Raw genomic sequence first — 21,203 nt, 5'->3', positions numbered from 1 at the left:
GTGAAGTTCTCCATGATCTTCGAGGCCCAGCTCGCCGACCCGACGCCAGAGAACGAGCGCCAGGTCCTCAGGGACTGCGTCGACCAGGCCGTCTTCGCCGAGGAGATGGGCTTCGACCGCATCTGGGCGGTCGAGCACCACTCCCTCACCCAGTACGCGCACATGAGCGCGTCCGAGATCTTCCTGACCTGGGTCGCGGCCAGGACGTCCCGGATCCGCATCGGGCACGGCGTCGTCACGATGCCCTTCGGCTACCAGCACCCCGTCCGCGTCGCCGAGCGCGCCGCGATGCTCGACTCGCTCACCGGCGGCCGCGTCGACATCGGCGCCGGGCGTGGCGCGACCAAGCAGGAGATGCGGATGTACGGGGTCCGCCCCGAGGACACGTATCCGCAGATGGAGGAGGCCCTGCGGATCTTCTCCTCGGCGTGGCGCGAGGAGCAGTTCGAGTGGCACGGCTCGATCGACATCGGGCCCGGCGCGATCCTCCCCCGCCCGGTGCAGACCCCGCACCCGCCGCTCTTCATGGCCTGCTCCAAGCACGACACGCTCAAGCTCGCGGCCGAACTCGGCATCGGGGCCCTGGTGATGGGCTTCGCCGGCGCCGACGACGTCCGCACGATGCGCAAGGTCTACGACGAGGCCATCGCGACCCGCACCGGCGAGCGCTTCGTGTCGACCGAGGTCAACGACCATCTCTCGGCGCTCTGTCCGACGGTCGTCCTCGACGACGCGGACCTCGCCCTGCGCCTCGGCACGCGTGGCCAGCGCTTCTTCGCCGAGTCGATCGCGCACTGGTACGGGAACGCCCCCGCGCCCACCTCCTACGCGGAGTCCGATGACGCGGCGACCCACGTGGCCGCGATGGCCAGGGACCGCGAGGAGCTCGTCGCCAAGCTCCACGAGGCGAACATCCCGGCCCGCCCGGTCGACACCGGCACCTACAACGCCGAACACGCCTACGGCTCGGCGGACACCGCGATCAGTTACGTCGAGCAGCTGCGGGAGATCGGCGTGGACGAGGTGATGTGCCTGATCCAGATGGGCACGGTCCCGCAGGAGGCGTGCATGGAGACCATCCGCCAGTGGGGCGAGAAGGTCATCCCGCACTTCCGGACGCTGGAGGCGAAGTGACGGTCTCACTGGACGGCAAGGTCGTCGTCATCACGGGCGCGGGGCGCGGGCAGGGCGCGGCGGAGGCCGCTCTCGCCGCGGCGGCCGGCGCGCGGGTCGTGGTCACGGACGTGCGGGAGGAAGAGGGCGCCGAGGTCGCCGAGTCGCTCGGCGGGCAAGGGCTGTTCGTGCGGCACGACGTGTCGGACCCGGACAGCTGGGGCGAGGTCGTCGATGCCACGCTCGGCGCCTTCGGGCGGATCGACGCACTGGTCAACAACGCGGCGCTGTGGCGCACCGCGCCGGTGGAGCGGGAGACGCTGGAGAACTTCGAGCAGCTGATCCGGGTCAATCTCCTCGGCCCGTTCCTCGGCATCCAGGCCGTGGTGCCCGCGATGAAGGAGGCGGGCGGCGGATCGGTCGTCAACGTCTCGTCGACCGCGGGTCTCATCGGCATACCCGGGCACGCGGCTTACGGCTCCACGAAGTTCGGCCTGCGCGGCCTGACCCGGTCATCGGCGCTCGACCTGGCGGGGTACGGGATCCGCGTCAACTCGGTGCACCCGGGCGCCATCGACACCCCGATGATCGCCGGGGTCTCGGGCAAGGACTGGTCGCATCTGCCGCTGGGCCGGATGGGCCGCCCCGAGGAGGTCGGTGAGCTGGTCCTGTTCCTGGCGTCGGACGCCTCCTCGTACATCACCGGCACGGAGTTCACGGTGGACGGGGGATCGACGGCCGGATGACGACGCACGATCCCCTCACCCCGCCGGCGCGCACTCTGTGCGACGCCATGTCGGCCGCGTTCCCCGACCCGGCCGATGGCCCCCTGGACGCGGACGCCCTGCGGGCCGCCGCGCGGGCGGGGCTCGGGAAGCCGTCCGTGCCGATGCGATCGGTCACCGAGCGCCTTGTGCCGGCGCAGGACCTCGACGCGCCCGTGCCCGTACGGATCTACGAGCCCGAGGCCGACGGCCCGCGCCCGCTCGTGGTGTTCCTGCACGGCGGCGGATGGGTGCTCTGCGACCTCGACACGCACGACGGGCTCTGCCGTCAACTCGCCGTCCGGACGGGCGCGTTGGTGGTTTCCGTCGACTATCGACGCGCGCCCGAGCACCCGTTCCCCGCCGCCTCCCACGACGCGTACGCCGTCGCGCGGTGGGCCGCCGCGCACGCGCGGGAGCTGGGGTGCGACCCGGACCGGCTGTTCGTCGCCGGGGACTCCAGCGGCGGGAACCTGGCCGCGGCCGTGGCCCTGCGGGCGCTGAGCGACCCCGAGGGTCCAAAGGTCGCGGGCCAGTTGCTGCTGTACCCGGTGCTCGACCACCGGCTCGGCGGCGAGTCCCCGGTGGCGTTCGAGCGGGGGTTCTTCCACACGACGGCTCATATGCGCTGGTACTGGGAGCAGTACCTCGGCGCCGGTGGCGATCCCGTCGCCGCGTCCCCCGGGCTCGCGCCCGACCTCGACGGTCTGCCGCCCGCCCTCGTGCTCCTCGCGGACTGCGACCCGCTGCGTGACGAGGGGCTCGCGTACGCGCGGCGGCTCGCGCGGGCGGGAGTGCGGGCGGAGGTGGCGCTGTATCCGGGAATGTTCCACGGGTTCCTGGGCGCGGCCGGGTTCCTGCCCGAGGCGGACGCGGCGCTCGCCCGCGCCGCCGCCTGGCTGACCCGCACCCCGGGCACCGCGGCCTGACGGCGTTCGCTATTTTGTTCGCCGCCGTCCCCACCGGCTCTGTCCCCCTCCCCGAGCCACAGAGGAGCCGGCCGTGGAAGCCGAGTCCCAGCCCGCCACGACCCCCGCGGTCACCACCTGCTACCGCCATCCCAAGGTGGAGACCTACGTCAGCTGCACCCGCTGCGAGCGGCCCATCTGCCCCGACTGCATGCGGTCGGCGGCCGTCGGGCACCACTGCCCCGACTGTGTGAAGGAGGGCGTCCGCTCGGTCCGCCAGGCTCGCACGGTCTTCGGCGGACGGGTCTCGGCCGTCCCGCTCGTCACGTACGTCCTGATGGGCCTGAACATCGTGGCCTACCTCGCCGAGCTGGTGCGCCCGGCCGTCGTGGACCGGTTCGGGATGCTGGGCGCGGGGCTCGTCGGCCCTGACGGCGGGCATTACGTGTACCAGGACGGGTTCCCGGCCGACTTCCACGCGGAGGGGGTGGTCGCGGGCGAGTGGTACCGGATGATCACCGGCGCGTTCCTCCACATGCCGGCCACCGAGGGCGTCTTCGGGATCCTGCACATCCTGTTCAACATGTACTCGCTGTGGAACCTCGGCCGTGTCGTGGAGACGCAGCTGGGCCGCGTCCGCTATCTCGCCGTCTATTTCCTGTCCGCGTTCGGCAGCTCCGTGCTCGTCTACCTGATCGCCCCGGGCACCCTCACGGTCGGTGCGTCGGGCGCGATCTTCGGGCTCGGCGCCGCGTACTACGTGATGGCGCGGCGTCTGGGCGCGGACATGAGCGGCGTCAACCGGTTCATGGCCTACTTCCTGCTGTGGATGCTGATCTCGGCCGGATTCGCCTCCTGGCAGGGCCACTTGGGCGGCCTGCTCACGGGCGGCGCGGCCACCATCGCCCTCGCCTACGCGCCCCGCGCCCGCCGCACCCTGGTGCAGGGCTCGGCGTGCGCGGCGCTGCTCGTACTCCTTGTGGCGCTGACGCTCCTCAAGCAGCCGTAGAGGGACGGGGACGGGTGGTCACTGCGCCTGCTCCCGGAGCGCCGGCAGTTCGAGGATCCGTTCCTTGCCGGCGTCGTCCATCAGTTCCACCAGGGGCAGGACCAGGTCCCACAGGTCCTGTTTGTCCACCTCGCGGGCCAGCGCGTCGAGTTCCGGCGCGGGCAGCGCGCCGGGCGCCGCGGCGACCTCCCGGCGGGACTCGTCCGGCAGGAACTCCGCCCACAGCCCCGTCGCCACCACGGCCCGTACGTCGTCCCGAGACTGGGGCCGAATTGACTTTTAGTCAATACCGGTGAGCGCCGGGGCGGATGTGTGCGCCACGTAATCTGAGCCGCATGAAACGCGCCGGCTGCATACTCCTGGCCGTGGCTCCGGTCGCCACGGTCGCGGTGTTCCTCTTCACGCCCGGACACGACGACGGCAAGGGCGGCTCGCACGGCACGTCCGCGTCGCAGCGCTCCGGCGGGGACGCCGAGGCGGCCAAGGCCGCCGCGGAGAAGAAGGCCGACGACGACGCCATCGCCGATCTGCCGCCGGGCCTCTCCGCGCCCGCGAAGAAGGAGCTCGCCCAGCAGATCGTGGCCAGCGCGGAGAACTCGACGCTCGACTGGCGCGGCCAGTACGGCTACATCGAGGACATCGGGGACGGGCAGGGCTACACCGCCGGGATCATCGGCTTCTGCACCGGCACGCACGACCTGCTGACCCTCGTCGAGCGGTACACGAAGGCCCACCCGGGCAACGACCTCGCCCGCTATCTGCCCGCCCTGCGCAAGGTCGACGGCACGGACTCCCACGAAGGCCTCGACCCCGGCTTCACCGCGGCGTGGAAGAAGGAGGCGTCCGACCCCGCCTTCCGCGCCGCCCAGAACTCCGAGCGCGACCGCGTCTACTTCGACCCGGCCGTCCGCCTCGCCAAGCTCGACGGCCTGGGCACGCTCGGCCAGTTCATCTACTACGACGCGATGGTCCTGCACGGCCCCGGCACCGGCCCGAGCGGCTTCTACGGCCTGCGCGAGAAGGCCATGCGGGAGGCGGACACCCCGGCGCAGGGCGGCAAGGAGAAGGCGTACCTCGACATCTTCCTCGACGTGCGCCGCACGGCGATGAAGGCGAAGAAGCCGGACCGCGACACGACCCGCATCGACACGGCCCAGCGGCAGTTCCTCTACGACGGCAACCTGACCCTGAAGACACCGCTGGTGTGGAAGGTGTACGGGGAGACGTACCGGGTGCCGTAGCTCCCGCCCGTGTCCCACCCTCAACCCCCCTCCCCACACTGCCACGCGCGCCGCAGAGCGGGGCTGGACGGTCGACACGTCGCAGCCCGAGTACCCGGTGATCCCCGGGGTGTCCCTCGGCTTCACCCGGCAGACCCCGCAGGAGGTCGAGCGCGACGCCGACGGCCTGCCGCGGTGTGTCACCTCGGTCCTGGTCGGCGGCAAGGAGTACTACAACTACCGCTACGGGAATCGCGGTTGAGCGGGTCTCCGATTCGTACGCACGCCCAGCCGGGAAGGGACGACGTCCCTCTGTCCGTGCGCGACCTGGCGGATTGGCGGCAGACGCACCGCGACGCCCGCCCAGTCGTCCGGTCGGGGACAGTGGGGCGAGCGTCGCGCTCAGTTCCGTACGCCGTTGTACGGGACGTCTATTGAGGAGCCGCCGTCAGGCCGCCGTCACGTCGGTCAGACCGTCAGGGAGCGGTCCGTCGGGCGGATCGGGGCCGGCAGTTCGCTGACACCGGTCAGGAAGCGGTCGACCCCGCGGGCGGCCGAGCGGCCCTCCGCGATGGCCCACACGATGAGCGACTGGCCGCGGCCGGCGTCACCGGCGACGAAGACGCCGGGGACGTTGGTCTGGAACTCGTCGTCGCGCGCCACGTTGCCGCGCGCGTCGAGGTCCAGGGCGAACTGGGAGACGAGTCCGTTGTCCTGGTCCGTGCCCGTGAAGCCCATGGCGAGCGTGACGAGCTGGGCGGGGATCTTTCGCTCCGTGCCCGGCTTCGGCGTCAGCTTGCCGTCGATGAACTCCACCTCGGCGAGGTGCAGGAACTGGACGTTGCCGTCCTCGTCGCCCTCGAAGTGGGTGGTCGAGACTGAGTAGACCCGCTCGCCGCCCTCCTCGTGCGCGGACGTCACCTTGTAGAGCATGGGGAACGTCGGCCAGGGCTGGCCCGCGTTCCGGTCCTCGCCGGGACGCGGCATGATCTCCAGCTGCGTGACCGAGGCCGCGCCCTGGCGGTGGGCGGTGCCCACGCAGTCCGCGCCGGTGTCGCCGCCGCCGATGACGACGACGTGCTTGCCCTCGGCGGAGACGGGCGTGGTGACGTAGTCGCCCTCCTGGACCTTGTTGGCCAGGGGCAGGTACTCCATCGCCTGGTAGACGCCCTTGAGTTCACGTCCCGGGACCGGCAGGTCGCGGGCGGTCGTGGCACCGGCGGCGATGACCACGGCGTCGTAGCGCTTGCGCAGCTTCGCGGCGTCGATGTCGCGGCCGATCTCCACGCCCGTACGGAACTTGGTGCCCTCCGCGCGCATCTGCTCGATGCGGCGGTTGATGTGGCGCTTCTCCATCTTGAACTCGGGGATGCCGTAGCGGAGCAGGCCGCCGATGCGGTCGGCGCGCTCGTAGACGGCGACCGTGTGGCCGGCCCGCGTCAGCTGCTGGGCGGCGGCGAGGCCCGCCGGGCCCGAGCCGATGACGGCGACGGTCTTGCCGGAGAGGCGCTCCGGGGCCTGGGGCGCGACATCGCCGCGGTCCCACGCCTGGTCGATGATCGAGACCTCGACGTTCTTGATGGTGACGGCCGGCTGGTTGATGCCGAGCACGCACGCCGACTCACAGGGCGCCGGGCAGAGGCGGCCGGTGAACTCCGGGAAGTTGTTGGTGGCGTGCAGCCGCTCCTGCGCCGCCGACCAGTCCTCGCGGTACGCGTAGTCGTTCCACTCGGGAATCAGGTTCCCGAGCGGGCAGCCGTTGTGGCAGAACGGGATGCCGCAGTCCATGCAGCGGCCGGCCTGCTTGCTGATGATGGGGAGCAGGGAGCCGGGAACGTAGACCTCGTTCCAGTCCCGCACGCGCTCGCCGACCGGACGGGTCTTGGCGACCTCGCGGCCATGGTTGAGAAAGCCCTTGGGATCAGCCATTGGTCGCCGCCTCCATCATCTTCTCGGTGGTCTCGGACTCGGAGAGTCCGGCTCGCTCGGCGGCGTCCTTGGCGGCGAGCACTGCCTTGTACGTGCTGGGGATGATCTTGCTGAAGCGGTCCACCGCCGCCGGCCACTCCGCGAGGAGCTTCTCGGCGACCGTCGAGCCGGTCTCCTCCGCGTGGCGGCGCACGACGTCGTGCAGCCACTGCTTGTCGGTGTCGTCCAGGGCCTCAACTGCCGTCTGGGACAAGCCGTTTACGTTATTGAGGTCCAGGTCGACGACGTACGCGACACCGCCCGACATGCCGGCCGCGAAGTTGCGTCCGGTCTCGCCGAGGACGACCGCGTGGCCACCGGTCATGTACTCGCAGCCGTGGTCGCCCACGCCTTCCGAGACGACCGTCGCACCCGAGTTGCGGACGCAGAAGCGCTCGCCGGTGCGGCCGCGCAGGAACAGCTCGCCGCCCGTCGCGCCGTACGCGATCGTGTTGCCCGCGATCGTGGAGTACTCGGCGAGGTGGTCGGCGCCGCGGTCCGGGCGGACCACGATGCGGCCGCCGGACAGGCCCTTGCCGACGTAGTCGTTGGCGTCGCCCTCCAGGCGCAGGGTCACACCGCGCGGCACGAACGCGCCGAACGACTGGCCCGCGGAGCCGGTGAAGGTGATGTCGATGGTGTCGTCGGGCAGGCCCGCGCCACCGAACTTCTTCGTCACCTCGTGGCCGAGCATGGTGCCGACCGTGCGGTTGATGTTGCGGATCGCGACCTGGGCGCGGACCGGCTGGGCGTCGGCCTGCGCGTTCGCGTCGAGCGCGTCGGCGGCCAGCTTGATCAGCTCGTTGTCCAGGGCCTTCTCCAGGCCGTGGTCCTGAGTGATCACCTGGTGGCGCACGGCGCCCTCGGGCAGCTCGGGGACGTAGAAGAGGGGCTCGAGGTCGAGGCCCTGGGCCTTCCAGTGGTCCACGGCCCGCTCGGTGTCGAGGAGTTCGGCGTGGCCGACGGCCTCCTCGATGGTGCGGAAGCCGAGCTCGGCGAGGATCTCGCGGACCTCTTCGGCGATGAACTCGAAGAAGTTCACGACGAATTCGGCCTTGCCGGAGAACCGCTCGCGCAGGACGGGGTTCTGCGTGGCGATGCCGACCGGGCAGGTGTCCAGGTGGCAGACGCGCATCATGACGCAGCCGGAGACGACGAGCGGCGCGGTCGCGAAACCGAACTCCTCGGCGCCCAGCAGCGCGGCGATGACGACGTCGCGGCCGGTCTTGAGCTGGCCGTCGGTCTGGACGACGATGCGGTCGCGCAGGCCGTTGAGCAGCAGGGTCTGCTGGGTCTCGGCGAGACCGAGCTCCCAGGGACCGCCGGCGTGCTTGAGGGAGGTGAGCGGGGATGCGCCCGTACCGCCGTCGTGGCCGGAGATGAGCACCACGTCGGCGTGGGCCTTGGAGACACCCGCGGCGACCGTGCCGACGCCGACCTCGGAGACCAGCTTCACGTGAATCCGCGCCTGCGGGTTCGCGTTCTTCAGGTCGTGGATCAGCTGGGCCAGGTCCTCGATGGAGTAGATGTCGTGGTGCGGCGGCGGCGAGATGAGCCCGACGCCCGGCGTCGAGTGACGCGTCTTGGCGACCCACGGGTAGACCTTGTGGCCGGGCAGCTGGCCGCCCTCGCCGGGCTTGGCGCCCTGCGCCATCTTGATCTGGATGTCGTCCGCGTTGACCAGGTACTCGCTCGTGACACCGAAGCGGCCGGAGGCGACCTGCTTGATGCTGGAGCGGCGCGCCGGGTCGTACAGCCGGTCCGCGTCCTCGCCGCCCTCACCGGTGTTGGACTTGGCGCCCAGCTGGTTCATGGCGATGGCGAGGGTCTCGTGCGCCTCCTTGGAGATGGAGCCGTACGACATGGCGCCGGTCGAGAACCGCTTGACGATCTCACTGGCCGGCTCGACCTCGTCGATGGAGATCGCTTCGCGGCCGCTCTTGAAGCCGAAGAGGCCTCGCAGCGTCATCAGACGCTCCGACTGCTCGTTCACGCGGCCCGTGTACTTCTTGAAGATGTCGTAGCGGCGGTTGCGCGTGGCGTGCTGGAGGCGGAAGACCGTCTCCGGGTCGAACAGGTGCGGCTCGCCCTCGCGGCGCCACTGGTACTCGCCGCCGATGTCGAGGGCGCGGTGCGCGGGCGCGATGCCGCTCGCCGGGTACGCCTTCGCGTGACGGGCGGCCACCTCCTGGGCGATGACGTCGAGACCGGCGCCGCCGATCTTCGTCGCCGTGCCGTTGAAGTACTCCTCGACGAAGGCCTCGTCGAGGCCGACGGCCTCGAAGACCTGGGCGCCGCGGTAGGAGGCGACGGTCGAGATGCCCATCTTGGACATGACCTTCAGGACGCCCTTGCCGAGCGCGTAGATCAGGTTGCGGATGGCCTGCTCGGGCTCGATGCCGGGCAGGAACGTACCGGCGCGGACCAGGTCCTCGACGGACTCCATCGCCAGGTACGGGTTGACGGCCGCGGCGCCGAAGCCGATGAGGAGGGCCACGTGGTGGACCTCGCGCACATCGCCCGCCTCGACGAGCAGACCCACCTCGGTGCGCTGCTTCGTACGGATGAGGTGGTGGTGGACGGCCGCGGTGAGCAGCAGCGACGGGATCGGCGCGTGCTCGGCGTCGGAGTGCCGGTCGGAGAGCACGATCAGGCGGGCGCCGGCCTCTATGGCGGCGTCGGCCTCGGCGCAGATCTCCTCGATGCGGGCGGCGAGCGCGTCGCCGCCGCCGGAGACCCGGTACAGGCCGGACAGGGTCGCGGCCTTCATGCCGGGCATGTCGCCGTCGGCATTGATGTGTATGAGCTTGGCCAGCTCGTCGTTGTCGATCACCGGGAAGGGCAGGGTGACCGAACGACAGGAGGCCGCTGTCGGCTCCAGCAGGTTGCCCTGCGGGCCCAGCGAGGAGCGCAGCGAGGTGACGAGCTCCTCGCGGATGGCGTCCAGCGGCGGGTTCGTGACCTGCGCGAACAGCTGGGTGAAGTAGTCGAAGATCAGCCGCGGGCGGGCGGAGAGCGCCGCGATCGGCGAGTCCGTGCCCATGGAGCCGAGCGGCTCACCGCCGGTCTTGGCCATCGGCGTGAGGATGACGCGCAGCTCTTCCTCGGTGTAGCCGAAGGTCTGCTGGCGACGGGTGACCGAGGCGTGGGTGTGGACGATGTGCTCGCGCTCGGGGAGGTCCTCGAGCTCGATCTCACCGGCCTCCAGCCACTCGGTGTACGGCTGCTCGGCGGCCAGGCCGGCCTTGATCTCGTCGTCCTCGATGATGCGGTGCTCGACGGTGTCGACGAGGAACATCTTGCCGGGCTGGAGGCGGCCCTTGCGGACGACCTTCGCGGGGTCGATGTCGAGGACGCCGACCTCGGAGCCGAGGACGACGAGGCCCTCGTCGGTGACCCAGTAGCGGCCGGGGCGCAGACCGTTGCGGTCGAGAACGGCACCCACCTGCGTACCGTCCGTGAAGGTCACGCACGCCGGGCCGTCCCAGGGCTCCATCATCGCGGAGTGGAACTGGTAGAAGGCGCGGCGGTCGGCCGCCATGGAGGCGTGGTTCTCCCAGGCCTCCGGGATCATCATCAGGACGCTGTGCGGCAGGGAACGGCCGCCGAGGTGCAGCAGTTCGAGCACCTCGTCGAAGGAGGCCGAGTCCGAGGCGTCGGGCGTGCAGACGGGGAAGATCCGCGACAGTTCCTCGGCGCCGAACAGGTCGGAGGCGAGCTGCGACTCGCGCGCCTTCATCCAGTTCCGGTTGCCCTTGACCGTGTTGATCTCACCGTTGTGCGCGACGAAGCGGTACGGGTGCGCGAGCGGCCAGCTCGGGAAGGTGTTCGTGGAGAACCGCGAGTGGACGAGAGCGATCGCAGATGCGAATCGGCGGTCCGACAGGTCGGGGAAGAAGGGCTCCAGCTGGCCGGTGGTCAGCATGCCCTTGTAGACGATGGTGCGGGCGGAGAGCGACGGGAAGTACACGCCGGCCTCGCGCTCGGCGCGCTTGCGCAGGATGAAGGCCTTGCGGTCGAGCGCGATGTCCTTCGCGGTGCCGTCGGCGTCCGAGACGAAGATCTGGCGGAAGGCCGGCATCGTCGAGCGGGCGGTGGCGCCGAGGAGCTGCGGGGCGACCGGCACCTCGCGCCAGCCGAGGACGGTGAGGCCCTCCGCGGCGGCGATCGTCTCGATCTGTGAGACGGCGGCGGCGTTGTCGGCCTCGTCGACGGGCAGGAAGGCGATGCCGACCGCGTACGCGCCGGCCTCGGGCAGATCGAAGGAGACCGCGGCACGCAGGAAGGCGTCCGGGACCTGGGACAGGATGCCCGCTCCGTCACCCGAGTCGGGCTCGGAACCGGTGGCACCTCGGTGCTCCAGGTTGCGCAGAACCGTGAGCGCCTGTTCGACCAGCGCGTGGCTCGCCTCGCCGGTGAGGGTGGCCACGAAGCCGACGCCGCAGGCGTCGTGCTCGTTGCGGGGGTCGTACATGCCCTGGGCTGCAGGGCGAGCATCCATGAACGGCTGGTTCATGGAGTGCTGGGACGGCTGGCGCGGCGTGCGCATCGGCTCTCCCGTCGTCGTTTTGCTTGGCATATGACATCTGCCGAGGGACGACGTTGGCCCTCTGCTGGGGTGCAAATTTCGTACAAGTTACATGATGGAGCGGTTCTCGGGAACCGGATACTCCGTTCCAACATGCGGACACCGCGGTGGCGGTGGCGGTGCCGGTCCCGATGACGGAACAGCGGCGGAAAAAGCGACCTTCACGGGCAGATCGATGTCCGCGGGTCCATGAGCGAGGCGGGCGTCGTTGCCCGCAGCGCTTACGGCTCATGCCCCGCCGTTAAGCAATCGAAACCGCCAAGTAACGGCTACTTATACAGAGACCCGTATAGCCATCACTGGGGCGTCATCCTACGGCCGTACCGAACAGGCTGCCCAGGAGATACGTCACACCCGCCGCGGCACCACCGAGAGCCAGCTGGCGCACCCCGCTGAACCACCAGGACCGCGCCGTCACCTTGGCCACGATCGCCCCACAGGCGAAGAGGCCGACGAGCGCGAGCAGGACCGCGGGCCACAGGGCGCTCGCACCCAGCAGATAGGGCAGCAGCGGAAGCAGGGCGCCGAGCGCGAAGGACCCGAAGGAGGAGACGGCGGCGACCGTCGGCGACGGCAGGTCGCCCGGGTCGATGCCCAGCTCCTCGCGCGCGTGGATCTCAAGAGCCTGCTCGGGGTCCTTCGACAGCTGGCGCGCGACTTCGCGGGCGAGGTCGGGCTCCACGCCGCGCGACATGTAGAGGTCGGCGAGCTCCCGCTCCTCGTCCGCGGGGTGCTTCCTCAACTCCCGTCGCTCGACGTCGAGTTCGGCCTCGACCAGCTCGCGCTGGGAGGCGACGGAGGTGTACTCGCCGGCGGCCATGGAGAAGGCGCCGGCGGCCAGGCCGGAGAGCCCGGTGATGATGATCGTCTGCTGCGACACGGCGCCGCCCGCGACACCGGTCATCAGGGCCAGGTTCGAGACGAGCCCGTCCATCGCGCCGAACACCGCGGGGCGCAGCCAGCCACCGTTGACATCGCGGTGCGTGTGGTTGTCGCGGTGCGCGTCGTGCAGCGTCGCTTCGGTCTCGATGATGGCCATCCCGCCCAGTGCTCCTCTCGTACGGAGCCGATGCCGCGCGGCGTTCCCGCGGGCCCGGACTCCCCCCTCAACAGCTTCGAAAGTACGCACGGATTCGGGCCCCCGCCAGCAAGGAAGGCCGTACTTACCAGGGCTTTCGACCGCTTTGCCCACCCGCTCGAACGGCCCTCGCCGTCACCCGAGAGATGGATCACATGATCGGAGCGTTGACGGACGGGGGAAACATCGCCGCAACACCTGTAAACGTTTCCACATGCGGTGAGGAGCGAGCCCATGTCTCCGGTGCCGGGCGGCGGCCAGCCGACGATCGTGTCGATCGCGCGGCGGGCCGGGGTCTCCATCGCCTCGGTCTCCCGCGCCTTGAACGGTCTGGGCGCACGGCGGGAGACCGTCGAACGGGTGGAGCGCGCAGCGTCGGAGCTCGGCTACGTACCCAACGCCGTGGCCCGCTCCCTCAAGGACGGCAGGACCCGGCAGCTCACGTTCGCGCTGCCGGACATCGGCAATCCGGCCTACGTGGCGATGGTCCGCGCCGTCCAGGGCGTCGCCAAGAACCACGGCTACCGCCTGCTCCTGCACTCCACGGACGCGGTCGTCGACGACGAACTGGCCGTCCTGCGCAGCCTCGGCGACCGCACCAGCGACGGCCTGATCATCTGCCCCATCCGCATCACCGACGACCACATCGAGGCGCTGACCTGCGCGGCGGGCCCCGTCGTGGTCATGGGATCCCTGCCGTCCGGGGTGCCCGTGGACAGCGTCCGCGCCGACCCGGTGACGGGCGCGGCCCTGGCCGTACGCCATCTGCACGACACCGGCTGCCGCCGCATCGCGTTCATCAACGGCCCCTCCGACACGGTCCCCGGCCGCAACCGCGAGGAGGGCTACCGCGCGGCTCTCGCCGAGTGCGGACTCGTATACGACGACACGCTGGTCGTCGAGACCGGGTTCGGCATCGAGGCGGGGGCCCGGGCTGCCGCGGAACTGCTCGCCCGGTGCCCCGACGCCGTCTTCTGCGCCAACGACCAGCTGGCGCTCGGCGCGGCCCGCGCACTGCACTCGCGGGGCCTGCGCATACCGCAGGACGTAGCGGTCGCGGGGATGGACGACAGCGTGCTCGCCCAGTCGGTCTGGCCCCCGCTGACCAGCGTCGACCTGGGCTCGACAGAACGCGGGCGGCGAGCGGCCGAACTCCTGGTGGAACGCCTGGACGGCACGGCCCCGACGCCTCGCGGCACCACGGCCACGGCCCCACCCCGCCTGGTGGTCCGCGCATCCACAGCACCGACCGAGAACACGAGGTCCACATGAGCGCCAACCGCACCTCGCAGAGCCCGACCACGCCATGAGCGTCAGCCTCGACCCCGACCCGCCGGCGGGCGCGGAAGGTCCGCGAAGGCTCGGCACGGTCCCGCACCGCCAGCCGCCGGCCACGATCTCCCTGCGGGACCGTGCCCGCGGAGCGCTGCTCGGCCTCGCGGTGGGCGACGCGCTCGGCGCGCCCGCAGAGAACATGAAGCCGTCGCAGATCCGCGAACGATGGGGCCGTATCGAGGGGTTCGTCTCGCCGGACCCGGCGGGCACGGACGACACCGAGTACGCGATCTTCTCCGGCCTCCTACTGGCGGAGCACGGTTCGGCGCTCACCGTGGGACATGTCGAGGCGGCCTGGCACACATGGATCGCCGACCGCGACGAGGGCCCGTTCCGAGGCGCGGGCTTCAGCGAGAGAGGAACTCTGGAGAACCTGCGCCGGGGCCTGGCGGCACCCATCTCGGCGCAGCACCGCCACGCGTGGAGCGACGGACTGGCCATGCGGGCGGCCCCGTTCGGGGTGTACGCGGCGGGCCGCCCGGCGGAGGCGGCACGCCTCGTAGCGGTGGACGGCACGGTGTCGCACGACGGGGAGGGCATCCACGGGGGCCGGGCGGTGGCGGCCGGGGTCGCGGCGGCCATGGTGAGCCACAACCCGGACGCAGTCGTCCAGGCGGCCCTGTCCGTGGTCCCCGAGGACTCCTGGACAGCGCGCTCCCTGCACCGCGCGGTGGCTGCGGCCCGCTGCGCCCGCCGCGACGCCGAGGGGACGCAGCTCTCCATGGAACGAGAGGTACGCCGGGCCGTGGTGATCGGCGGCTACCCCTGGCCGGACCTGGCCCCGGAGGCGGTGGGCCTGGCCTTCGGAGCGTTCGCGGCGGCCCGCGGCGAGTTCAGGGAGTCGGTCCTGATGGCGGTGAACATGGGCCGCGACGCGGACACGACGGCCGCGGTGGCGGGCGCCCTGGCCGGCGCACTGCGCGGCGAACGAGCGATCCCCGCCGACTGGGCGACGACCATCGGCCCGGTCCGAGGCAACTGCCTCCCGTCGATGAAGGGACGTCACATCCTGGACATCGCCGACACCTTGACCCCCACACCACCCCTCCCGCCCAAACCCCCGAAGGGGACCACACCGTGACCCCCGCACCCATCCACGTACAAGCACAGAGGGACCCCGGCCCCCAAGCAGCCGCACTGGCGCCCGAACGAAAGGGGCCGGGCCGGTATGCCCGCCCGGAGCCGGCACACACAACTGACGCCGACGAAATCCGACGCCGAACCATCCGAGCGAGGACAGACATACCGGCCCGGCCCCGCACCCACCACCGGCGCGAGCGGGAGCCCAGAGCAAGCCGGCACCCGCCCCCAGAGAGGCCAGCACACCATGACGCCACCAACCGTCACCACCCGGGCAACCCCCCGCACCACCGGAACCCCCACCACCCCCCACCGAATCGAGGGCCTACTACTGGGCATCGCCGCAGGCGACGCCGCGGGCTGGCCCTCAGGCAGACACCGCGCGGCCCGCCTCCCCGACTGGACCCGCCGCCTGACCCGTGAACTGGACACGTTCGCGGAACAGAACGCGACGACGACACTCCCCGTACCGATCGCGCTGAACCAACCCCCGGAACCCCTGCGCCTGGGCCCGTCGGACGACGCCGAATGGGCGGCGTTCACAGCGGCGTCGATCCTGAACGCCACCAGGGCGGGAGCCCAAAGCACGAACGTCCCCCCGGACGAACACGTACGCACGGCACTGGCCCTCGCCTGGAACACCCTCGCCGCCGAGGTGGCCGAAGCAACGGCCCGAGCGGACGAGATCGAGTCGGCGCGCATGCCGATGCGGGCACGCATCTCCGTACGAGCGGGCCTGGGCAACCTGGCGGCGGGCCTGAGCCCCCCGGCCACGGGACACGACAACCCGCACTACTTCGACGACGCGGCCTGTGTACGCGCCGCGGTACTGGCCGTGGTCCACCCGGGTGAACCCGAACTGGCCGCCCAACTGGCGGAGTTCGACGCCCGCTACACCCAGGACGGCGACGGAGTCCACGGGGCGAGAGCGATGGCGGCAGCCGTAGCGGCAGCGCTGGGCGGCGCCCCGGTCGACGCCTGCGTGGACGCAGCGCTGGCCCAGCTGCCCGAGGGAACCGAGATCCGCCGCAACGCGCTGCACGCGGTGGACCTGGCACGAAGGGCGGCCGCGGCCCGCCCGGGCCTGCCGGGAAACGCGTTCGCGCTGGTCCCGGTGCTGGAGCACGAGATCGTCGACCACGTCTACAGCTACGGCATCGCGGCAGCGGAGACGGTCCCGGTGGCCCTGGCCGTGGCGACCGCGGCCGGCGGCGACGTGACGGAGGCGGTGCCCACGGCGGCGTGCCTGTCGCGGGTGGCGGACTCGGCCCCGGCGCTGGCGGGCGCACTGACGGGCGCGATCGGCGGAGCCGACACGCTCCCCGCGAGCTGGCGGGACGCCTGCCGCAGGCTCGCGGGCTGCGCGCTGCCGCGCCTGGCAGGAACGGACCTCGTAGCCATCGCAGCAGACCTGACCAGGGCAACCACACCGAAAGGCGCCCAATGACAACCCCCACAACAGCCGGCCCCACACCTGCCCGCACTCAAAACTCAATCTCAGCCTCAACCCCTTTCTCCCTGGAGGACCGCACCACAGGAGCCCTCGTGGGCGCGGCGGTGGGCGACGCGCTGGGCGGCCCCGTGGAGGGCTGGACGCCGGAGGCGATCGCGGAGCGCCACGGCGGCCGGGTCCGCGGCATCGTGGAGCCGTTCCACAAGGACGACTGGCGCACGGCGCGCCCGATCGCGCCGTACCACAAGGGCGACGGGCACGTCACGGACGACACCTTGATGACGCACGCGCTGATCAGGGTCTACGAGAACGTACGGGACCACCTGGACGCGTACGCGGTCGCGGACCACCTCGTCCCCGACCTGATCACCAACACGCGCTGGATCCCGGAGCTGGAGGCGGAGGCGCTCCCGCTGCAACGGATCTTCCTGGCGGAGAAGTGGATCGTGGCGCGCATCCACTACGGCCATGTCGACCCGCGCGAGGCGGGCGTGGGCAACATCGTGAACTGCGGCGCGGCGATGTACATGGCTCCGGTCGGAGCGGTGAACGCGGGCAACCCGGCCAGGGCGTACGAGGAGGCGCTGGACGTGGCGGGCGCGCACCAGTCGTCGTACGGCAGGGAGGCGGCGGGCGTCTTCGCGGCAGCGGTGGCCGCGGCGTTCAGGCCGGGCGCGACGCCGGAGTCGGTGGTGGAGGACGCGCTGGCGCTCGCGAAGGACGGCACGAGGTCGGCGATCGAAGCGGTATGCGAAGTGGCGCGCGACTACACGGACTTCGAGGACGCGCTGGGACCGCTGCGCGAGGCGATCACCCCCTTCGACACGGTGGGCCCGGAGTACCGCAAGCCGTCGCTCGGGGCGCGCCGCCCGTCCCGCCTCCACGCGATCGAGGAGCTGCCGATCGCGCTCGGGATGCTCCTGGTCGGCCGGGGCGACTTCCGCCACACGGTCCTCGGTTCGGTCAACTACGGCCGGGACTGTGACTCGATCGCGACGATGAGCGGAGCGATCGTGGGCGCGCTGTACGGGGAGCCGGCGGTGCCCCGGGAGTGGAGCGGGGAGGTGGCCCGCGCGAGCAGGCTCGACCTGCACACACCGGCCGCCTCACTGGCCCGGGTCACGCGCGAGGTCTTCGCCAAGGACATGACCCGCCGCCGGTCCCACGAGGCGGCGTTCGCAGAACTCACCGCCACCGCGGTGTCGTGATGCTGCGCCTCACCTGGGTCCAGCCCGAGGACCTGCTCGGCCACGAGCTGCGCCAGGCGGCACAGGAGGGCCGGAACGCGAGCGGGGTGGAGCGCCGCTGGCGCGAGGCAGGAGGCCACCCGCCCCCCGAGCGCGCGGGAGCATCACCACCGCCCCAGGATCCGAAGCTACGACCCCTGGCACAGCAGCTCCTGGACGAACTGGCCTCGACACAGAGCCCGTTGAGGGCACTTGAACCGACATCCTTGCCGGAAATCAGACAGCTGACCCCCCACCCAGCCCGTCCGACGCTTGAGGACAAGGAACGCGGGAGCCTGGGAGCAGCGCCCCCAGAGACCTCCGAAGCGAAAGGCCTGCACGCATCCTGGCTGGGCAGAGCCGTCGGCTGCCTCCTCGGCAAACCCGTCGAGAAGCTCCCCCTGCGCGGCATCCGGGCCATCGCGAAATCCACGTCCAACTGGCCCCTGAGCACCTGGTTCACGCACCGGAACCTCCCGCAGGACGTGGCGGAGCGCTACCCCTGGAACCGCCGCTCCCGCCCCACCTCCCTCGCCGAGAACATCGACGGCATGCCCGAGGACGACGACCTCAACTACCCGCTCCTCGGTCTGCTCCTGCTCCAGCGCCACGGCGCCGACTTCACCACCGCAGACGTGGCGCAGCTCTGGCTCGACGAGTTGCCGGCGGGCCGCACGTTCACCGCGGAGCGCGTCGCGTACCGCAATCTCCTGGACGGCATCGAGCCCCCGGACACGGCCGTGCATCACAACCCGTTCCGGGAGTGGATCGGCGCCCAGATCCGCGCGGACATCTTCGGCTGGACGAACCCGGGCGACCCCGCCGGAGCAGCCGAGCTGGCGCACAGGGACGCGACGTTGACGCACACGGCGAACGGCGTCTACGGCGAGATGTTCGTAGCGGCGGCCATCGCCCACGCGTCAGCACCTTCAGGCACGGCCCCCACCGTCCAAGCCACCCTCGACGCGGCCCTCTCCGTGATCCCGCCCGACTCCCGCTACGCCCAAGCGGTCCGCTTCGGCATCGAGACGGCCCGCGCCGAACCCACCGGCACCCCGGCGGGCTTCGCATCAGTCGTCGACACACTCCACGCCCGTTACGCCCACGACCACCACTGGGTGCACGTCCTGCCCAACGCGGCGCTGCTCGCCGCCGCGCTCACCCACGCCGACGGCGACTTCACGGGGTCCATCTGCCGGGCGGTGTCGGGTGGTTGGGACACCGACTCCAACGGCGCGACGGCCGGTTCGATCGCCGGACTCCTCGCCGGCTCCCCCGACGCGATCGACGACCGCTGGACCGCCCCGCTCAAGAACCGTCTGTCGACCTCGGTCGCCGACTTCGACGGGATCGGCTTCGACGAACTGGCCAGGCTCACTCTGGAGGCCCGCACATGAAATCCCCTGCGTCCAACACCCCCGCCCCCCTGCAAGGCCTACGCGTACTCGACCTCGCCACCCTCTTCGCCGGCCCCCTCGCCGCCACCATGCTGGGCGACTTCGGCGCCGACGTGATCAAGGTCGAGCACCCCCGTAAACCGGACCCGTCCCGTGGCCACGGTCCGTCGAAGGACGGCGTCGGCCTGTGGTGGAAGCTCCTCGGCCGCAACAAGCGGAACATCACGCTCGACCTCTCCACGCGGGGCGGGCGCGAGATCCTCCTCAAGCTGGTCGCGGACGCCGACGTCCTGATCGAGAACTTCCGCCCCGGCACCCTGGAGAAGTGGAACCTCGGCTGGGAGGAGCTGAGTGCCGCCAACCCGCGCCTGGTGCTCACCCGCGTCACCGGCTTCGGCCAGTTCGGACCGTACTCGCGCCGCCCCGGCTTCGGCACGCTCGCCGAGGCGATGAGCGGCTTCGCGGCGCTCACGGGCGAGCCCGACGGCCCCCCGACGCTTCCTCCGTTCGGCCTCGCGGACTCGATCGCCGCGCTCTCCACGTCGTACGCGGTGATGGCCGCGCTCCAGGGCCGCGAGCGGACCGGCCGGGGCCAGGTCGTCGACATGGCAATCATCGAGCCGATGCTGACGGTCATCGGCCCGCAGCCCATCTGGTACGACCAGCTCGGCTACGTACAGCCGCGCACGGGGAACCGCTCCACGAACAACGCCCCGCGCAACACGTACCGCACGAGCGACGACAAGTGGGTGGCGGTCTCCACGTCCGCCCAGTCGATCGCCGAGCGCGTGATGCGCCTGGTCGGCCGCCCCGAGCTGATCGACAAGGCGTGGTTCGCGACGGGTTCGGGCCGCGCGGGGCACGCCGACGAACTCGACGCGGCGGTCGGTGCATGGATCGCCCGGCACTCGCGGGACGACGTCCTCGCCGCCTTCGAGAAGGCGGAGGCCGCCATCGCCCCCGTCTTCGACATCCGCGACGTGATGGAGGACGAGCAGTACCGGGCACTCGGCTCGATCACCGAGGTGCCCGACCCCGAGCTGGGCACCGTCAAGATGCAGAACGTACTGTTCCGCCTCTCCGAGACCCCCGGCGCGATCAGGTGGGCCGGCCGGCCCCACGGCGCCGACACGGACGAGATCCTCACGGGCCTCGGTCTCTCCCCCTCGGAGATCACCACCCTCCGCGAAGCGGGCGCGCTGTGACCGCCCAGTCCTACGAGACCTTCCTGACCTGGCTCTACGCCCCGGGAGACCGGCCGGAGGTCGTGGCGAAGGCACTCGACTCGGGCGCCGACGTGGTCCTGATCGACCTGGAGGACGCGGTCGCCCCCGACCGCAAGGCGTACGCCCTCGACGCGACCGCGGAGCTCCTCGCCGAGAAGCACCAGGTGCCGGTGCACGTGAGGGTCAACGCGCTGAACTCGCCGCGCGCCGAGTCCGAGGTCAGACGCCTCACCCCGCTCCCCGGCCTCGGCGCCCTGCGCCTTCCCAAGGTCCACGGCCCCGCCGACCTGGACCGCGTATCGGACTGGTCGGTCGAGGTGCCGCCCCTGTACGCCCTCCTGGAGTCGGCGCTCGGCGTCGAGCACGCGTACGAGATCGCCCGGCATCCCGGCGTACGCGGCATCGCGCTGGGCGAGTCGGATCTGCGGGCGGAGCTCGGCCTGGCGAACGGCGAGGGTCTGGCGTGGCCACGGGGGCGGGCGGTGGTCGCCGCGCGCGCCGCGGCGCTGCCCCCGCCGCCGCAGTCCGTCTATCCGGACATCCGCGACACGGTGGGCCTGGCCCGCTCGTGCTCACAGGGCCGCGCACTCGGCTTCTTCGGCCGCATGGCGATCCACCCCCGCCAGCTTCCCGTCATCGAGGCGACGTTCCTGCCGACGGCGGCGGAGGTCGACGCGGCGACGGAGGTCGTCGGCGCCGCCTCCACGGAGGCGGGAGCCCTGGCCCTGCCCGACGGCCGCTTCGTCGACGCGGCGATCGTCTCGGACGCGCGCCGGGTCCTTGCGCTGGCATCGCGCCGCCGCGGGAGCTGACCGGGACAGAGCGACGGGGGCGCCGG

General features: G+C 71.4%; 17 protein-coding genes. 13 read left to right on the top strand and 4 right to left on the bottom strand.

Features of this window, described 5'->3' with window-relative positions; genetic code table 11:
- The 4 genes from CG723_RS06575 to CG723_RS06560 all read left to right on the top strand — a co-directional run bounded on the left by CG723_RS06575 (position 1) and on the right by CG723_RS06560 (position 3,794).
- Positions 1–1,134 (top strand): LLM class flavin-dependent oxidoreductase, encoded by a 1,134-nt coding sequence (locus CG723_RS06575; protein ID WP_100592278.1) that lies wholly within the window; start codon positions 1–3, stop codon positions 1,132–1,134.
- On the top strand, positions 1,131–1,859 hold the full coding sequence (locus CG723_RS06570) for an SDR family NAD(P)-dependent oxidoreductase (RefSeq protein WP_234374165.1): 729 nt from the start codon (positions 1,131–1,133) through the stop codon (positions 1,857–1,859). The genes CG723_RS06575 and CG723_RS06570 overlap by 4 nt, the downstream gene beginning before the upstream one ends.
- Complete coding sequence (locus CG723_RS06565) at positions 1,856–2,806, top strand: alpha/beta hydrolase (protein WP_100592277.1); 951 nt, start codon at positions 1,856–1,858, stop codon at positions 2,804–2,806. The genes CG723_RS06570 and CG723_RS06565 overlap by 4 nt, the downstream gene beginning before the upstream one ends.
- A gap of 73 nt (positions 2,807–2,879) precedes the next feature.
- Positions 2,880–3,794: a rhomboid family intramembrane serine protease gene (locus tag CG723_RS06560; protein WP_100592276.1), complete on the top strand. Its 915-nt coding sequence runs from the start codon at positions 2,880–2,882 to the stop codon at positions 3,792–3,794.
- Between the two features lie 18 nt (positions 3,795–3,812).
- On the opposite strand, the gene CG723_RS06555 is transcribed toward CG723_RS06560, so the two are convergent.
- On the bottom strand, positions 3,813–4,034 hold the full coding sequence (locus CG723_RS06555) for a hypothetical protein (RefSeq protein ID WP_100592275.1): 222 nt from the start codon (positions 4,032–4,034) through the stop codon (positions 3,813–3,815).
- A 95-nt stretch (positions 4,035–4,129) separates the two neighbouring features.
- Here CG723_RS06555 and CG723_RS06550 point away from each other — a divergent pair, with 95 nt between their 5' ends.
- Together CG723_RS06550 and CG723_RS06545 are read left to right on the top strand one after the other, a co-directional pair.
- Entirely contained in the window at positions 4,130–5,035 is a 906-nt protein-coding gene (locus CG723_RS06550) for a chitosanase (RefSeq protein WP_100592274.1), read from the top strand.
- 97 nt (positions 5,036–5,132) lie between these two features.
- Complete coding sequence (locus CG723_RS06545; protein ID WP_234374164.1) at positions 5,133–5,276, top strand: hypothetical protein; 144 nt, start codon at positions 5,133–5,135, stop codon at positions 5,274–5,276.
- A gap of 206 nt (positions 5,277–5,482) precedes the next feature.
- Here the strand turns inward: CG723_RS06545 and CG723_RS06540 are convergent, their stop codons facing one another.
- From CG723_RS06540 to CG723_RS06530, 3 genes are all read right to left on the bottom strand, one after another.
- Positions 5,483–6,943 carry a glutamate synthase subunit beta gene (locus CG723_RS06540; protein ID WP_100592273.1) on the bottom strand — a complete coding sequence of 487 codons (1,461 nt, stop codon included), beginning with the start codon at positions 6,941–6,943 and terminating at the stop codon, positions 5,483–5,485.
- Positions 6,936–11,531 (bottom strand): glutamate synthase large subunit, encoded by a 4,596-nt coding sequence (gene gltB, locus CG723_RS06535; protein WP_100592272.1) that lies wholly within the window; start codon positions 11,529–11,531, stop codon positions 6,936–6,938. Before gltB ends, CG723_RS06540 begins: the two co-directional genes overlap by 8 nt.
- A 346-nt stretch (positions 11,532–11,877) precedes the next feature.
- Positions 11,878–12,609, bottom strand: coding sequence for a VIT1/CCC1 transporter family protein (locus CG723_RS06530; RefSeq protein ID WP_100592271.1), 732 nt, complete (start codon positions 12,607–12,609; stop codon positions 11,878–11,880).
- A gap of 273 nt (positions 12,610–12,882) precedes the next feature.
- Between CG723_RS06530 and CG723_RS06525 the strand changes: the two genes are divergently transcribed.
- From CG723_RS06525 to CG723_RS06495, 7 genes are all read left to right on the top strand, one after another.
- Positions 12,883–13,920, top strand: a complete 1,038-nt coding sequence (locus CG723_RS06525; protein WP_199841673.1) for a LacI family DNA-binding transcriptional regulator — start codon at positions 12,883–12,885, stop codon at positions 13,918–13,920.
- Positions 13,921–13,954: 34 nt separating this feature from the next.
- A complete protein-coding gene (locus tag CG723_RS06520) occupies positions 13,955–15,064 on the top strand; it encodes an ADP-ribosylglycohydrolase family protein (RefSeq protein ID WP_234374163.1) in 1,110 nt (369 codons plus the stop codon).
- Positions 15,065–15,310: 246 nt separating this feature from the next.
- Positions 15,311–16,510 (top strand): ADP-ribosylglycohydrolase family protein, encoded by a 1,200-nt coding sequence (locus tag CG723_RS06515; RefSeq protein WP_100592270.1) that lies wholly within the window; start codon positions 15,311–15,313, stop codon positions 16,508–16,510.
- Positions 16,507–17,724 carry an ADP-ribosylglycohydrolase family protein gene (locus CG723_RS06510; RefSeq protein ID WP_100592269.1) on the top strand — a complete coding sequence of 406 codons (1,218 nt, stop codon included), beginning with the start codon at positions 16,507–16,509 and terminating at the stop codon, positions 17,722–17,724. Before CG723_RS06515 ends, CG723_RS06510 begins: the two co-directional genes overlap by 4 nt.
- Positions 17,724–19,139: an ADP-ribosylglycohydrolase family protein gene (locus CG723_RS06505; protein ID WP_100592268.1), complete on the top strand. Its 1,416-nt coding sequence runs from the start codon at positions 17,724–17,726 to the stop codon at positions 19,137–19,139. The genes CG723_RS06510 and CG723_RS06505 overlap by 1 nt, the downstream gene beginning before the upstream one ends.
- Complete coding sequence (locus CG723_RS06500) at positions 19,136–20,344, top strand: CaiB/BaiF CoA transferase family protein (RefSeq protein ID WP_100592267.1); 1,209 nt, start codon at positions 19,136–19,138, stop codon at positions 20,342–20,344. The genes CG723_RS06505 and CG723_RS06500 overlap by 4 nt, the downstream gene beginning before the upstream one ends.
- A complete protein-coding gene (locus tag CG723_RS06495; RefSeq protein ID WP_100592266.1) occupies positions 20,341–21,177 on the top strand; it encodes an HpcH/HpaI aldolase/citrate lyase family protein in 837 nt (278 codons plus the stop codon). Before CG723_RS06500 ends, CG723_RS06495 begins: the two co-directional genes overlap by 4 nt.
- Positions 21,178–21,203 lie beyond the last annotated feature (26 nt).

Origin of the sequence: Streptomyces sp. CB01635 (assembly GCF_002803065.1) — a bacterium.
Taxonomy (GTDB): domain Bacteria; phylum Actinomycetota; class Actinomycetes; order Streptomycetales; family Streptomycetaceae; genus Streptomyces.
This window is presented reverse-complemented; position numbering and strand designations above follow the sequence as displayed.